The organism is Rhizobium sp. BT03 (assembly GCF_030053155.1).
Taxonomy (GTDB): Bacteria; Pseudomonadota; Alphaproteobacteria; order Rhizobiales; family Rhizobiaceae; genus Rhizobium.
In genome coordinates, this window is sequence record NZ_CP125640.1 from 2,367,806 (window position 1) to 2,382,470 (window position 14,665).

15 protein-coding genes are annotated in these 14,665 nt (G+C 61.1%); 12 read left to right on the forward strand and 3 right to left on the reverse strand.

Annotated elements, in window-relative coordinates:
• Positions 1 to 3 precede the first annotated feature (3 nt).
• The 3 genes from QMO80_RS11730 to QMO80_RS11740 are packed head-to-tail and all read left to right on the forward strand — an operon-like array spanning position 4 to position 3,205.
• Positions 4 to 1,128: a DegT/DnrJ/EryC1/StrS aminotransferase family protein gene (locus tag QMO80_RS11730; RefSeq protein WP_283196769.1), complete on the forward strand. Its 1,125-nt coding sequence runs from the start codon at positions 4 to 6 to the stop codon at positions 1,126 to 1,128.
• Entirely contained in the window at positions 1,125 to 1,985 is an 861-nt protein-coding gene (locus QMO80_RS11735; protein WP_283196770.1) for a class I SAM-dependent methyltransferase, read from the forward strand. The genes QMO80_RS11730 and QMO80_RS11735 overlap by 4 nt, the downstream gene beginning before the upstream one ends.
• On the forward strand, positions 1,982 to 3,205 hold the full coding sequence (locus QMO80_RS11740; RefSeq protein ID WP_283196771.1) for a glycosyltransferase family 1 protein: 1,224 nt from the start codon (positions 1,982 to 1,984) through the stop codon (positions 3,203 to 3,205). The genes QMO80_RS11735 and QMO80_RS11740 overlap by 4 nt, the downstream gene beginning before the upstream one ends.
• A 133-nt stretch (positions 3,206 to 3,338) precedes the next feature.
• Here the strand turns inward: QMO80_RS11740 and QMO80_RS11745 are convergent, their stop codons facing one another.
• Positions 3,339 to 3,629 (reverse strand): DUF982 domain-containing protein, encoded by a 291-nt coding sequence (locus tag QMO80_RS11745; RefSeq protein WP_283196772.1) that lies wholly within the window; start codon positions 3,627 to 3,629, stop codon positions 3,339 to 3,341.
• A gap of 255 nt (positions 3,630 to 3,884) precedes the next feature.
• On the opposite strand from QMO80_RS11745, the gene rfbF reads away from it, so the two are divergent.
• The 8 genes from rfbF (at position 3,885) to QMO80_RS11785 (ending at position 11,433) form a co-directional block, all read left to right on the forward strand.
• Positions 3,885 to 4,658 (forward strand): glucose-1-phosphate cytidylyltransferase, encoded by a 774-nt coding sequence (gene rfbF / locus QMO80_RS11750; protein ID WP_283196773.1) that lies wholly within the window; start codon positions 3,885 to 3,887, stop codon positions 4,656 to 4,658.
• The gene (rfbG, locus tag QMO80_RS11755; protein WP_283200171.1) at positions 4,649 to 5,713 is read left to right on the forward strand and encodes a CDP-glucose 4,6-dehydratase; all 1,065 of its coding nucleotides are present in this window, start codon (positions 4,649 to 4,651) and stop codon (positions 5,711 to 5,713) included. Before rfbF ends, rfbG begins: the two co-directional genes overlap by 10 nt.
• The gene (locus tag QMO80_RS11760; RefSeq protein WP_283196774.1) at positions 5,710 to 6,945 is read left to right on the forward strand and encodes a class I SAM-dependent methyltransferase; all 1,236 of its coding nucleotides are present in this window, start codon (positions 5,710 to 5,712) and stop codon (positions 6,943 to 6,945) included. The genes rfbG and QMO80_RS11760 overlap by 4 nt, the downstream gene beginning before the upstream one ends.
• Positions 6,942 to 7,484: a dTDP-4-dehydrorhamnose 3,5-epimerase gene (gene rfbC, locus QMO80_RS11765; protein ID WP_283196775.1), complete on the forward strand. Its 543-nt coding sequence runs from the start codon at positions 6,942 to 6,944 to the stop codon at positions 7,482 to 7,484. Before QMO80_RS11760 ends, rfbC begins: the two co-directional genes overlap by 4 nt.
• Positions 7,481 to 8,719 carry a glycosyltransferase family A protein gene (locus tag QMO80_RS11770; protein WP_283196776.1) on the forward strand — a complete coding sequence of 413 codons (1,239 nt, stop codon included), beginning with the start codon at positions 7,481 to 7,483 and terminating at the stop codon, positions 8,717 to 8,719. The genes rfbC and QMO80_RS11770 overlap by 4 nt, the downstream gene beginning before the upstream one ends.
• Positions 8,720 to 8,795: 76 nt before the next feature.
• Entirely contained in the window at positions 8,796 to 9,944 is a 1,149-nt protein-coding gene (locus tag QMO80_RS11775; RefSeq protein WP_283196777.1) for a DegT/DnrJ/EryC1/StrS family aminotransferase, read from the forward strand.
• Between the two features lie 31 nt (positions 9,945 to 9,975).
• On the forward strand, positions 9,976 to 10,734 hold the full coding sequence (locus tag QMO80_RS11780) for a cephalosporin hydroxylase family protein (RefSeq protein ID WP_283196778.1): 759 nt from the start codon (positions 9,976 to 9,978) through the stop codon (positions 10,732 to 10,734).
• A 24-nt stretch (positions 10,735 to 10,758) separates the two neighbouring features.
• The gene (locus tag QMO80_RS11785) at positions 10,759 to 11,433 is read left to right on the forward strand and encodes a GNAT family N-acetyltransferase (RefSeq protein WP_283196779.1); all 675 of its coding nucleotides are present in this window, start codon (positions 10,759 to 10,761) and stop codon (positions 11,431 to 11,433) included.
• Positions 11,434 to 11,438: 5 nt separating this feature from the next.
• Here the strand turns inward: QMO80_RS11785 and QMO80_RS11790 are convergent, their stop codons facing one another.
• Entirely contained in the window at positions 11,439 to 11,771 is a 333-nt protein-coding gene (locus QMO80_RS11790; protein WP_283196780.1) for a hypothetical protein, read from the reverse strand.
• Between the two features lie 59 nt (positions 11,772 to 11,830).
• Positions 11,831 to 13,480, reverse strand: coding sequence for a GumC family protein (locus QMO80_RS11795; RefSeq protein WP_283200172.1), 1,650 nt, complete (start codon positions 13,478 to 13,480; stop codon positions 11,831 to 11,833).
• A gap of 135 nt (positions 13,481 to 13,615) precedes the next feature.
• Here QMO80_RS11795 and QMO80_RS11800 point away from each other — a divergent pair, with 135 nt between their 5' ends.
• The gene (locus QMO80_RS11800; RefSeq protein ID WP_283196781.1) at positions 13,616 to 14,665 is read left to right on the forward strand and encodes a glycoside hydrolase family 5 protein; all 1,050 of its coding nucleotides are present in this window, start codon (positions 13,616 to 13,618) and stop codon (positions 14,663 to 14,665) included.

Here is a 14,665-nt window from a genome sequence, read left to right on the forward strand (position 1 = left end):
TCCGTGTCCACACGTCGCGTGCCGGTCTCGCAGCCATTGCTGGGGGCAGAAGAAACTCATCACGTCAACAATGCCTTGGCTCAAGGCGCTATCTCGGGTTTCTTTGGCGACTACCTGCCGATGTTCGAGCAGGAATTCGCGGCTTATTGCGATTGTGCCCATGGCGTATCGGTGTCCAGCGGAACCACTGCCCTTCACCTGGCACTGGCGACCCTGTCGATCGGTCCCGGCGATGAGGTGCTGGTGGCCTCGCTGACCAATATGGCGACGTTTTTCGCTGTGCTGTACCAGGGCGCACATCCTGTGCCGATCGACTCCGAAGCTGATACTCTGAATCTTGATCCAACGCTGTTGCGGGCAAAGATCACGCCCAGGACCAAAGCGATCCTGGTGGTGCACCTGTTTGGTCACCCGGTCGACATGGATCCTGTGATGGAGATTGCCCGCGAGCACAATCTTTACGTCATCGAAGACTGTGCCGAGGCGCATGGCGCTCTGTATAAAGGCCGCAAGGTCGGCGGCATCGGCGACATCGGCTGCTTCAGTTTCTACGCCAATAAGGTTATCACAACAGGTGAAGGCGGGATGCTGACACTGAACAACGCCGAGTGGGCTGCTCGCGCACGCAATCTCAAGGGATTGGCGTTCGGCGACAAGAACAAGTTCATGCATAAGGACATCGGATATAATTTCCGGATGACAAATCTGCAGGCGGCGATCGGGCATGCCCAGTTCGGCAAGATCGAACAGATCATCGACGCCAAACGGACCATCGCGAACGCGTACACGCAACGGCTGGGCGGGCGCGACGACCTGCAGTTGCCGGTGGAAAAGCCGTATGCCCGCAACGTTCACTGGATGTACATGGTGCTCGTCAGCGGACGTAACGCCGGTCGGCGCGCAGAGGTGATGCATGCGCTGGCGCAAAAGGGCATCGAAAGCCGCGAGAATTTCCTGCCTTACAACATGCAGGAGATTTTTATCAATCGCGGCTGGACCAGTGCCGATGAATGCCCGGTTGCGAACGACCTTGGCCTGCGCGGCTTCTACCTGCCGAGTGGTCCTGCGATCTCTGATGATGACATTGATTACGTCTGTCAGAGCCTGATCGAAGCGTTGGACCAATGAGTGCTGGTGCGCCCGTGACAGGTAAAGAGCAGGAACTGATTCCGTTCGGCGAATACTCCGCGATCTATGACCTGATATACCGCGACAAGGACTATGCCGGCGAGGCCGGTTTTGTCGCGGCTCTGATAGAGCAGCATGCGCCGCGTCGAAACGATGCGCCGATTCGGGTTCTGGATCTGGCCTGTGGGACCGGGCGCCACGCCATGGAGTTGGCGGCCAGGGGATATGTCGTCGAAGGCAGTGACATCTCAACGGGGATGGTGGCGGTGGCGCGCAGTAGCGCGGCAGAACGCGGGCTGGATGTGCGATTTCATGAGTGCTCGTTTCAGACGGCCGACGCAATCCAGGGTTCTTTCGACGTCGTGCTGGCCATGTTCGCGGCGCTCGGCTACCTCGCGAATTTTGCCGATTTTGAACTGACCTTGAAGAATGTCGCGGAGAAAATGGCGCCGGGCGGCATTTTCATTTTCGATGTGTGGAACGGCACGGCAGTGCTGCCGCAGTATTCACCCCACAAGGTGAGGCATGAAGCGGACGACAAACGCAAAGTCGAGCGCGTTTCCCGTACGAGCCTGGATGCGGTCGCACAGCAAGCCGTCGTCAATTTCGAATTCAAGGTCGAGTATGCCGACGGGGCGGTGAAGCATTTCAGCGAGAACCATCATGTGCGTTTTTATTTCCCGCAGGAAATGAGCGACTTGCTGACGGCGCTCGGTTTTGAGGTTCTTCTGCGTTGCCCGTTTTTGCAGCCGGAAAAGGCCTTGTCCAGCGACGACTGGAACATGACCTACGTCGTGCGGAAAATGCCGGGCAGGCCTACGGCTCTTGATCAGGGCCAGCAACGGAGCGCAGTTTGAAGGTCGGTTTTTTCTTCAATGACCCTTCTCCGCACTCTGGCGGCGTGTTTACCTATCAGCAGGATATATTCAGGTCCTTTCTGGAACTGGCAGCGAAGTCGCATCACGAATTCCACGTGATTTGCGAACACCACAAGCAAGAGGATTTTTCCGCCCTTCCAGGTCGTCCCGCCAACGTCCATATTTCTGCCATGGATGCTCCCGAGCCGCCGCTGACCCCACGCCGGCGCGTCAAGCTTTTCCTCCGGCGCTTGTTGGGAAAGAGCAACAGGGCGCTCGAAAAGGGACCCAAAATCAGTCGGCCCGCTGCGGTGTTGGTTCGCAATGAAATCGAATTCACCTGGTCGATCGGGCATTATGAGCATGAAGCTTTCGACGTGCCCTACATCACGACGGTGTTTGACCTCCAGCACAGGCTGCAGCCCTGGTTTCCCGAAGTCAGCCTGGGCAGCCTGTGGAATGTCCGCGAAGAGTTCTTCAGCCGTTATGTCAGACGTGCTGCCTATGTGATCACAGGCACCGAAGAGGGCCGTCGCGAAATCGAAAACTTCTATCGCGTTCCCGCAAAGCGTATCCGTGTCCTTCCCTTGCCGACCCCGAGCTTTTGCTTCAACCCACCTGCGGCCGACAATGCATCGCGGCTCCAGGCGCTGGGAATTACCGGCCGATATCTGTACTATCCGGCACAGTTTTGGGCGCACAAAAACCACGCTAATTTGCTGCATGCGCTACGCCTGATCAATGACGGAGAGACTGAGCCGTTCCAGCTTGCCCTGGTCGGGTCCGATCACGGCAATCTCGACCACTTGCGCTCGCTGGCGCGCACCCTTGGTGTAGAGCAGCAGGTGCTGTTCCTCGGTTTTGTGACCCGGGAAGACCTGACTGCGCTTTATCAGGGAGCGTTCGCGCTGACTTATCCAAGCCTGTTCGGGCCGGATAATTTGCCGCCTCTGGAAGCCTTTGCCCTTGGCTGCCCGGTGATTGCATCGAACTATGACGGTGCCCAGGAACAATTGGAGAATGCGGCCTTATACGTCGACGCATTGGCGCCGGAATCAATCGCCGCTGCGGTTCGGCAATTGCTGGTAAATCCCGAGCTGCGCCAGCAAATGATCGAACTGGGTCATATACGTGCTCGCAAATGGACCGCCACGGATTACGTGCAAGAGATTTTCTCCATACTTGACGAATTCGAAGCGGTACGTCGCTGCTGGCATTAAACTGAAATAGTGCGCCGCCTTCCTTATATTTCCCCTGGTTTCTGAATCGCCAGCCTGAGATCGCCGAACCGGAAGGCACCCCACTTCAGCTTGATCCAGATGCCTGGGCGTCGATCGGCTAGGTTGACGACCTTCATGCGGCCATATGGGTCTTCCCGCTGCCAGGAATAACGGTCAGAACCCCCATACCGGCTTCTCTGGCGGCGCTCAGAAGCAATTCCCTGAGTTCGTTCATCCCAGCCTGTCCCATGACGGCGTCGGCGCAAGCCTTCACGGCCGCGACATATTCCTCTCCATCTTCAAACGGCCAGTCCACCATCAGAACTTCAGCTGCGTCCCGGAGCGTCCTGACGATCCTGCGCCGGTGCCGGGCTCCGACAAAGAGAACAAGAGGCGCAAAATCCGCCGATGTGTTCCATTGCATGTCACTTTCTCCCCAAAAGTTAGAATATTAGTAACAATGCAATAAGCGTGCCGGGGAAGGCAGGAGGCGACCCGCCGAAGCGCGGCCGCCTGGTCCTGCAGCCCCCGCAAGCCTCGCACAAGAACGAAATCGGATACCGGGATCAGGACGACCATACGGCCGTCCCGCCTGTGAGCGCCCCCGCATGCCGGGCGGCCTCGCCGGGCACCGGCCGAAAACCATAACTGCTTCCAAAGACTCTGGAGTTCGCTTGGGATGAAAGTCGTAATTCTCGCCGGTGGTCTCGGATCGCGCCTTGCCGAGGAGACCAGCGTGCGGCCTAAGCCCCTGGTCGAAATCGGCGGCATGCCGATCCTCTGGCACATCATGAACATCTATGCCCATCACGGGCTCAATGATTTCATCATCTGCGCCGGCTACAAGGGCTATATGATCAAGGAATATTTCGTAAACCTTGTTCTCCACCACAGCGACATCACCGTCGATCTCGGCGCCAACAGCATCAACTATCACGGCGGCAAACGACCGAACTGGCGTGTGACCGTGGTCGATACCGGCATGCATTCGATGACCGGCGGCCGTCTCGGGCGCATTCGCGACCACCTGACACCAGGCGAACCCTTCTGCATGACTTATGGCGACGGCGTCGGCGACATCGACATTGCCGCCGAAGTCGCCTTCCATCGCGATCACGGCCTGAAGGCGACGATGTGCGCGGTAACCCCGCCCGGACGGTACGGCGCCACGAATATCGAAGGCCAGTACATCACCTCCTTCGTGGAGAAACCGAGAGGCGACGGCCAGCGTATCAATGGCGGCTTCTTCGTGCTCGACCCTTCCGTGGTCGATCTCATCCCAAGCGACGACACGATTTGGGAAGCCGGGCCGCTGGAGTGGCTTGCCGCCAACAACCAGCTTGCCGCCTTCAAGCATGACGGCTTCTGGCAGCCGATGGATACGTTGCGCGAGCGCACCCATCTGGAAGAACTCTGGAATTCCGGAAAGGCACCGTGGAAACTATGGGCCTGAAGGATTTCTGGAAAGGGCGGCAGGTTTTCCTGACAGGGCACACCGGCTTCAAAGGTTCCTGGCTTTCCCTGTGGCTGGAGCGGCTCGGCGCAGAGGTCACCGCGGTGTCGCTGGCGCCGGAGACCCAACCGTCGCTCTACCGGAAGCTTGCTCCCTGGGATGATCGCGGCCATCACATCGTCGATATCCGCGATGCCGAGGCGCTTCTTGCTCTCTCCAAGCGTTTCGAGCCGGAGATCGTCATCCATATGGCGGCACAGGCGCTGGTGCGGCGCTCCTATGAAAACCCGGCGGAGACCTTCTCGACCAACGTCCTCGGAACGGCCAATGTCCTCGACGCAGTCAGGCAGACGCCCTCCGTCAAGACGGTGCTGGTCATCACCTCGGACAAGGTCTACGCCAACAACGGCAGCGGCATCCCCTTCGTCGAGACCGATACACTCGGCGGCAAGGATCCCTACAGCAATTCCAAAGCCTGCACCGAACTCGTCTGCCAGAGCTACCGCGACAGTTTCTTCAAGGGGCGCGAGCTCAGGCTCGCCACGGTGCGCGCCGGCAATGTCATCGGCGGCGGCGACTGGTCCAGGGATCGGCTGATCCCGGATTTCATCCGCGCCTTCGAAGGCGGCGAGCCGATCATGCTGCGCTATCCCGAGGCGATCCGCCCCTGGCAGCATGTGCTGGAGCCGCTTGGCGGCTATCTCCGCTTCGCCCAAGTGCTGACCGAGGAGCGTGGCAGGGATCTGCCGGATGCCTTGAATTTCGGTCCGCACCCCGAGAGCTTCGCCACCGTTTGCGAACTTGCCGAGGCGCTCGGACGCGCGCACGGCGTCGAAGACGTGTGGCGGCCGGCGCCGGGCGAACATCTGCCGGAAGCGCCGGCGCTGACGCTGAGTTCGGCCTTGGCACTCGACACGATCGGCTGGCGTCCGCGCCTCAGCCTGCAGCAGACTATCGACTGGACAGCCGCCTGGTACAGGGCCAACCGCGAGGGAGCCGACATGCGCGCCTTCTCGCTCGGCCAGATCGCGGCCTATGAGGAAACAGTATCATGACAGCGCATAATTGCCGGTTCTGCAACACTCCGCTGACGCACCGTTTTGTCGACCTTGGCTCGACGCCGCTCGCCAATGCCTATCTGACTGAAGAGCAGCTCAAGCAGCCGGAACCATCCTATCCGCTGCGCGCTTTCGTCTGCTCGCAATGCTGGCTGGTGCAGGCCGACGCCTTCGTTCCACCGGAGGATATCTTCAGCCACTACGCCTATTTCTCCTCCTACAGCGACAGCTGGGTGGAACATGCGCGCCAGTTCACCGTCACGGCCCGCGAGCGTTTCGGCCTCGGCCCGACATCGCAGGTCATCGAGGTGGCAAGCAATGACGGCTATCTGCTGAAGCATTTCGTCGAGGCCGGCGTGCCGGTGCTGGGCATCGAGCCGGCTGAGAATGTCGCTGAGGTGGCGCGGCAGATCGGCGTTCCCACGGAAGCGCGCTTCTTCGGCAAGGAAACGGCTGCCGACCTCGTCTCGCGCGGCCTTGCCGCCGACATCGTCATCGGCAACAACGTGCTGGCGCATGTGCCCGATATCAACGACTTCGTCGGTGGGCTCTCTGCCGTTCTGAAGCCGGATGGCGTCGTCAGCGTCGAATTCCCGCATCTGCTGCGGCTGATGGAAAACATCCAGTTCGACACTGTCTATCACGAGCATTTCTACTATCTCTCGCTGCTCGCCGTCGAAAAGGTCTTCGCAGCGCACGGTCTCACGGTATTCGACGTGGAAGAACTGCCGACCCATGGCGGCAGTCTGCGCGTGCTTGCCTGCCGCTCAACATCCACAGCGCACCCAACCAGCCACGGCCTTGCCAAAGTGCGCGCCGATGAGACCTCCGCCGGCTTCGACAGGACAGAGACCTACGAGGCCTTCCAGAGCCGTGTGGCGCCGATCAAGGACGGGCTGCTTGCCTTCCTCAACGAAGCCAAGCAGAACGGCAAGAGTGTCGCTGCCTATGGCGCTGCTGCCAAGGGCAACACGCTGCTGAACTTCTGCGGCGTCGGCACCGAACTCATCGACTATGTCGTCGACCGCAACCCGCACAAGCAGGGCCATTACCTGCCGGGCAGCAAGCTGCCGATCTACGCGCCGGAGAAGATGGACGAGACGCAGCCGGATTACGTGCTCATCCTGCCCTGGAACATCAAGAACGAAGTCGTCGCGGCCAATGGCAGGGTCGGTGCCTGGGGCGGACGCTTCGCCGTGGCCGTGCCGGAACTGACGGTGCTCGGATGAAATTTCTTCCGACCGCGGTTTCGGGCGCCTTTATCGTGGAAGTCGACGCGCGCACCGACGACCGGGGAATGTTCGCACGAACTTTCGACGCGCAGACCTTTGCGGGCAGCGGTCTCGTGCCGGTCTACCCACAGTGCAACGTCTCGCAGAACCACAGGCGCGGGACGCTGCGCGGCATGCATTACCAAGCTCAGCCGCGGCCGGAGATCAAGCTGGTGCGAGCCACGCGCGGCAGAGTCTTCGACGTGGCGCTCGATCTGAGGCCGGATTCGCCGAGTTATCTCCAATGGGCTTCCGTCGAGCTCGATGCTGCCAGTTGCAACGCTTTCTACATACCTGCCGGATGCGCGCACGGCTTCCTGACGCTCGAGGACGACTGCGAACTCTTCTACCAGATGTCGGAAGCCTACGTGCCGGAACTTGCCCGTGGCGTCCGCTGGGACGATCCCGCCTTTTCCATCACTTGGCCGTTCACGCCGAGCGTCATCAGCGAGCGCGACGCCGCGCTTGAAAGCTATAGCCAGGAAACAAGCGTTTGAACGGCATCAAACTCAGCATCTGCATCCCGACCTACAATCGTGAAGCCTATCTCAGAAACTCGCTGACCTATTGCGAGAACGACTACAAGTTCGACTTTCCCTTCGAAGTGGTCATCTGCGACAATGCCTCCACGGACGGCACGCAACAGGTGGTCGAGGAATTCATCGGCCGCGGGCTGCCGATCCGCTACTACAAGCGTGAAACCAACGCCGGCGCCGCGGCGAACGTCACGAGCGCTCTGCGCCTCGGCAAGGGCGAATATCTCATCTACCTGGCCGACGACGATATCCTGATTGCCGATGCGGTGGCCGACACGATCAGGTATCTCGACAACAATCGCGAGGTGACCTGCGCCCATGCGCCGTGGTTCCTTTACGACGAAGTCGCTAAAACCGACATCATGAAGTTCTACAATGTCGAGGAAGATCGGAAGTTTCCACACGGCAGCTTCGGCGACGTTTTCCAATTTATCTGCCAACGACACATCTTTCCGGAAATCGCGATCTACCGCTCATCAACCCTGCGGTCGGCCTGGGTCCCGCGGGATTTCTGCTTCTACCCGTTCCCGTTCCTTGCGCATTTTCTCGATCAGGGCGCGATTGCTTTCCTGCAACGGCCGTTCTACCGCTCGATCGCCAATTCGGCGATCGCCCGCGATCGCCCGCAGGAAGGCACCAATGACGTCATGACGAGCTGGGATCGCTATCGTGGCGGGCTTGAATATTTCCTCTATACCGGCGTCAAGCGGGGGGCGCTGACCCTCACACCCGAGACGCATCTCAAATATGAGGGGATGTGCAAGATCTTCACGCTCAATCGCATGGCGGTCGCCTTCCGCTTCTGGGCAGAGCGCAAGAATTTCATCAAGGCCTATGAGCTCTATACCCGTATCATGTGGGGCGGGATGCTCGACCACCCGGAAATCCGCCCCTTCCGTGAAAGGCTGCCCCTCATGGTCGTCTTCCAGACGCTGGTGAGCGAAGTGAATTCGGCAATCGGCATCGATACGCTGCTTCTCGGCGGCTTCTCGGAAATCGCGGCGCTCGAAGGCCTGATGCGCGAACTCGGCCTCAGCGAAAAGGTGAGGGTGACGACAGAACTCAGCGACAGTGCACTCGACAGCACTGCCGTCTTCGTCAGCGTCAACAGCGACCGCGAATATTTCGTAGCCCTCGGCTACCTGCCCAATCTGGTGTTCCACGAGCACGATCTTGCCCGGCACATCATCATGTGAGCCTCGCGCCAGTTTCAAAAACTAGCGTCGTGGCGGGCGCCTGCGTCTTGATTTCAATTCAACAGAAATTAGCGGCATGACAAACAGGATCTTCTACACCAAGCCTTCCATCACCCAGCTTGAAACCGATTATGCCACGGATGCGGCAGCGACCGGCTGGGGTGCACGCTGCTACGACTACATCAACCGCTTCGAACGCGACTTCAAGACCTATCTCGGCAGCGACTTCGCCATCGCGACATCGAGCTGCACCGGCGCCATGCACATGGGCCTGGCCGCGCTCGGCGTCGGCGAAGGCGACGAAGTCATCCTAGCCGACACCAACTGGGTCGCCACCGTTTCGCCGATCGTCCATCTCGGCGCCAATCCGGTCTTCGTCGATGTGCTGCCGGATTCCTGGTGCATCGATCCTGAAGAGGTCGAGCGGCACATCACTCCGAAGACCAGGGCGATCATCGCGACTCACATCTACGGCAATCTTTGCGACATGGATGCGCTGCTCAAGATCGGCAAGCGCACGGGCATCCCGGTGATCGAGGACGCGGCGGAAGCGGTCGGCTCCGTCTGGAACGGCCGCCGGGCCGGCTCGATGGGCGCCTTCGGCACCTTCTCTTTCCACGGCACGAAGACGTTGACGACAGGCGAAGGCGGTATGTTCGTCACCAGCGACGCCGCGCTTTACGAGCGGGTGCTGACGCTCAGCAACCACGGTCGGGCTCGCGGCCAGACCAAGCAATTCTGGCCCGACGCAATCGGCTTCAAATACAAGATGTCCAACATCCAGGCGGCCATCGGTTGCGCACAGCTCGAACGCATCGAAGAGCTCGTCGCCCGCAAGCGGGAGATCCTCGCCGCCTACATGGTCCGGCTTTCCGCCCTGCCCGGCATCTCGATGAACCCGGAATACAGCGGCACGATCAACGGCGCTTGGATGCCGACCGCGGTCTTTCACCCGTCGACGGGTACTACCCGCGAGATGATGCAGCAGGCCTTCGAGATCGCCAATATCGACGCGCGCGTCTTCTTCTATCCCCTGTCCAGCCTCGACATGTTCGAGGATCGGCCACAGAACGTGAACGCCTGGAGCATTCCGGGCCGCGCGATCAACCTGCCCAGCTATCACGACATGAGCGAAGCCGATATCGATCGGGTGTCAGCAACGTTGCTCGATGTCGCGGCCGGACGGATTTACCACAACAGCACGGCATTGCGGCAGTCGGTCTAAGACAGCCTACAGCGAAGGACAAAGAACAGTCATGACCACAAAGGACGATCGTCTCGAATTCGAAGCCCACAAGCGGGAAATGTCACTTGCGCTCGGCAAGGACGAGGCAAGTTTCCAACAATCGCTGAACACGCTGATCGGGCTCGACAAATTCGACTACTTCTATCTGTGGTCGTGGATGGGGGTGCCGATCATCCAGCTTCCGGTTGATATCCTGGCGACTCAGGAGGTCATCTGGGCGACCAAGCCCGATGTCATCATCGAGACCGGCATCGCGCGCGGCGGCTCGCTGATCTTCATGGCGTCGATCCTCGCCGCCATGGGCAACGACGCGGCCAAAGTTGTCGGCGTCGACATCGACATCCGCGCCCATAATCGCGAGTCGATCGAATCCCATCCGATGTCGAGCCGGATCAAGATGATCCAGGGCGGTTCCGTCGACGACGAGGTGCTTGCTGCCGTCAAGGCCGAGATTCCGCCGGGCGCCCGGGTGATGGTGGTGCTCGACAGCGACCATTCCTACGAGCACGTTCTGGCCGAATGCCGTGCCTACGGTCCTCTGGTAACGGAAGGCTGCTACCTCGTCGTCGCCGACACGCTCATCGGCCACCTGACCGAGGAACAAGCCTTCACAAAGCGCTCCAAGGTCTGGCTGCGCGGCAATGAGCCGTTGAAGGCCGTCACCGACTATCTGGCGGAAACCGACCGTTTCGAAGTCGATCCCGTTCTGAACGGCAAGCTCGTGCTGTCTTCCTCGCCGGGTGGCTACTGCGTCTGCCGCAAGGCGTGAGCGGACAATCAGGGATCGTCGTTCATGGCGCAGGTCGATATCGTCAGCCTCAAGGACAATGCGGATCCGGCCAGACGGCTCCGACTGCCGATCAGGGACAATAGCGGCAGGCATCTGGGCGACCTGCAATGCATCGACAGGTCGATGCTCGACGCGCCCGGCCTGATCGACGACCTGACGCAGTGGCGCAACCAGTCGATGCCGTTTTTCCTCACCCAGTTCAGCGGCACCGAGGAACGCACGCGGCGCTGGCTCGAAACCATCTCGCTGCCCGCCGCCGACCGAATCCTATTCGTCATTTGCGATCCCGGCGGAAACCGACTCGGCAATTTCGGCCTCTGCAACATCCGGCCCGGCGCCGCCGAATTCGACAACGTCATCCGCGGCCGGGCGAGCGGTATCGGCAACCTGATGTTCCATTGCGGCATGACAATGCTGGAGTGGATGTTCTCAGGACTTAGGGCCGAAACCGCCGAGTTGCACGTCTTCTCCCACAATGAAAAAGCAATCGGCCTCTATAAGCGGCTGGGTTTTGCGACTGCCGAAAGCCTGCCGCTGCGGCGCGCCGAAGAAGAGGGCATGGTCAAATATTCGGTCGTCGGTCGACCGGACGCCAATGCCGGCTTCGACTATCTGAGGATGGAGCTTCCGAGAGCATATTTCCGGCAGGCGCATCCGGCGGCTTTGCCGACCGGCTGAGGAACCTACCGCACCGGCTGATAGTGGCCGCGCAGCGGGACCTTGTCGTCCATCGAAATGAAACCGTCGCGTTCGCAGACATACATCAGCGTCGGCATGCCGCCCGAGCGGAAGATCTCGTCATAACGGCGGCGGATCTGGACGGTTTCGGTGCGGCAATTATAGGATTCCTCCTCCTTCTTGTCCGGCTGCGCCTTGACGCCGGGCAGACCCTTGTAGGGGTAGAGGGGCTGAACGCCGGAATCGAGTGACTTCGTCCAGTCGACGGCAAAGGCGGATGCGGGCGCAAGGCTGGACATGGCGACGAGCGATATCAGAAGCATCATCATAGGCCGCATGGGAATTCTCCGCCGGCGACAAACCGCCTTCCCGGATGTAGGAAACCCGACGACCGCCATCAAGCGGCCGCAGCCGGCGATTTCCTGAAATAGCTTCTGACGACGGGGTGGCCGAAGAGGCTGGCGAGGATCGCAAAACCGGCGCCGACGACAAAACCGGCGAGAAGACCGCCGATGATGCCGGCGACCAGCAGGATCTTCTTTCCCGGGCCGTCGGCCTTCACAGGCGGCTCGGCCGGCGAGATGACGCGAATGTTGCTCTGGTTGAGGTTCTGCTCCTCGCTCGTCTGGCTGGAGCGCTTCAGCACCGTCTCGTAGATATCGCGCGCCGCCGTCGCCTTGCGCTGCAATTCGTTCAATTCCACCTGCTTGTCCGAGGTACTCGCCTGCAGCGCCTTCTGGACGGCAAGTTCCTTGGCGATACTGTCCTCGGCGGCCTTGGCCTGCTCGTATTCGCCTCTTGCCGACGTCGCGAGCCGCTGCAACTCGCCCTTGATTTCGCCTGATATGCTCTGCAGCGAGGAGCGGGCCGCCTGCAGGCGGGGGTGGCGCGTGCCCATCTGGCTTTCTAGGCTGCCGACGGCAGCGGCCTGGGTGGCATATTGCTGGCGCAGGCTGACGAGCGGCGAGGTGACGCCGCCTTCCGCCTGATTGCCGGCGACGATGTCCTCGACGCGCAGATTGGCGACGGCGTCGGCGCGGGCCTTGGCCTGGATGGTCTTTTCCTGGGCCGTCACCAGCATCGTGTTCAGCGAGACGAGCCGCTGATCGGAAATCAGATTGCCTTCGGTGGCGGCCATGTCGTTGTCGGCGCGGAAGGTTTCGACCGCCTGCTCGGCCTCCAGCACCTTCTGGCGCAGATCGTCGAGGCGTCCGTCGAGCGTCGAGGAGGTATTTTCATAGATGCCGTTCGAGGCGCTGTTCTCTTCCTCGGTGAAGGAGGTGACGACCTGATTGGCAAGCCTTGCGGATTTCTCGGGATCGTTGGTCGTCGCGGCAAGCGAAACGACATAGGTGCTGGCCTGGCGGGTAATGACCAATGCCTTCTGCAGGGTGCCGATTACGGCGGCGCCGTCGGTGCGGCCGCCGGTGAATTCCGGATCCTGATCGAGCTTCATGGTCTCGACGACGCGGCGCAGCACATTGCCCGAGGTCAGGATCTGCACCTGGCTGTCGATCAGCGTCGAGATCATTTCCGGCGAAGGCCCCGAAGATTGCCCGCCCGCATCGGCAAGGCCGATCTGGCGCGGATCGAAATAGAGGCTGCTGACGGCGGTGAATTTCTGCCCGATCGTGGGCGCCACCACCCCGCCGGCAACGGCGCCGATGAGCGCCAGACCCAGCACGACCAAGCGCCGGCTCCAGATCGCGGCGACGCTGGAGCGGAGGTCGAGAAGCGGTGCGGCAGGCACGGAGGCTACGGTCGGCGGCGCCTCGACGACAGGCTGTTTCATGGGCGCAGCCGGGGGCGCAATCGCGGGCGGAGGCGCCGGGCGCTCGGATCGGCGGGTTTGCGCAACACTTGCCGGCGGCGGCACAAAGGCGGGAGGGGCGGGGGCAGGAGGGGCGGGCTCGGGCGCCGGAGGGACGAAATCGTCCGGACGGACCACAGGACTGCGCGTACGCACACCTTCCGGCGCAGTCTGAGGCGACTCATAACTGCGCCAGCCAGGGAGCCGGCTTACCCTGTTCCTGTCATACTGGTTCATACGCGCACTCATGTCCCGCCCAGCATCAAAGACTGAAGCCGAGGTGCTGAGACTTTAGAAATTCTTAGCTAACGGACCGTTAAAATAATTCGAGCGACGCCGATGTCGCGATTTGCCGGGATTACGAGGGTAGCGATGAGGACGAGACGACATCTGACGGCGCTGCTGCTTGCGGCCGCTCTCGTCCCCTCGCCGACCCTTGCGGCCGACGCGCCCTGTTATCGCGGCGTCAATCTTTCCGGCGGCGAATATGGCGATCGCGACGGCATCTACGGCACGAACTATACCTATCCCAGTGAAGACACGATCGGCTATTTTGCCAAAAAGGGCATGTCGATCATCCGGCTGCCCTTCCGCTGGGAGCGGCTGCAGCCGGCACTCGGCGGACGGCTCGACGAGGACGAACTCAAACGGATCAACGATACGGTCGGCCTGATCCGCAAGCACGGCATGGCCGTGCTGCTCGACCCGCATAATTTCGGCTATTACGACAAGACGCAGGTCGGCACGGCGCCGGCGACGGACGCCGCCTTCGGTGATTTCTGGGCAAGGCTTGCGGTCGAATTCGCCAATCAGGACGGCGTTCTCTTCGGCCTGATGAACGAGCCGCACGATATCAAGGCGACGGACTGGCTCGATGCCGCCAATGCGGCGATCCGCAGCATCCGCGCCGTCGGCGCCCGCAACCTCATCCTGGTGCCGGGCACCGCCTGGAGCGGCGCTCACAGCTGGGAGAAGGATGTGATCGGCGGCGCCAACGGCACGGTGATGCTCGGCGTGCGCGATCCGCTCGACTTCTACGCCTATGAGGTCCACCAGTATCTCGACATCGATTCTTCCGGAACCCATCCGACCTGCGAGGGTGCCCCCGCCGCTGCCGAAGCGATCGCCGGCGTCACCGCCTGGCTGAAGAAGAACCACAAGCGCGGCTTTCTCGGCGAATTCGGCGCCGCTGCCGACAAGGACTGCATGAGCGGACTGACCGAGATCTATGCCACCATGTCCGATAATGGCGACGCCTGGCTCGGCTGGTCCTATTGGGCCGCGGGCGAATGGTGGCCCGCCGACGAGCCGTTCAACGTCCAGCCGCAAAAGGGCACTGAGCGGCCGCAGATGCGGCTCCTCGCCAGTTCGGCAAAAGCCAGAGCCGGCGCCTGCGCCAGCGTCAAGCCGGCGGGGAAGTGA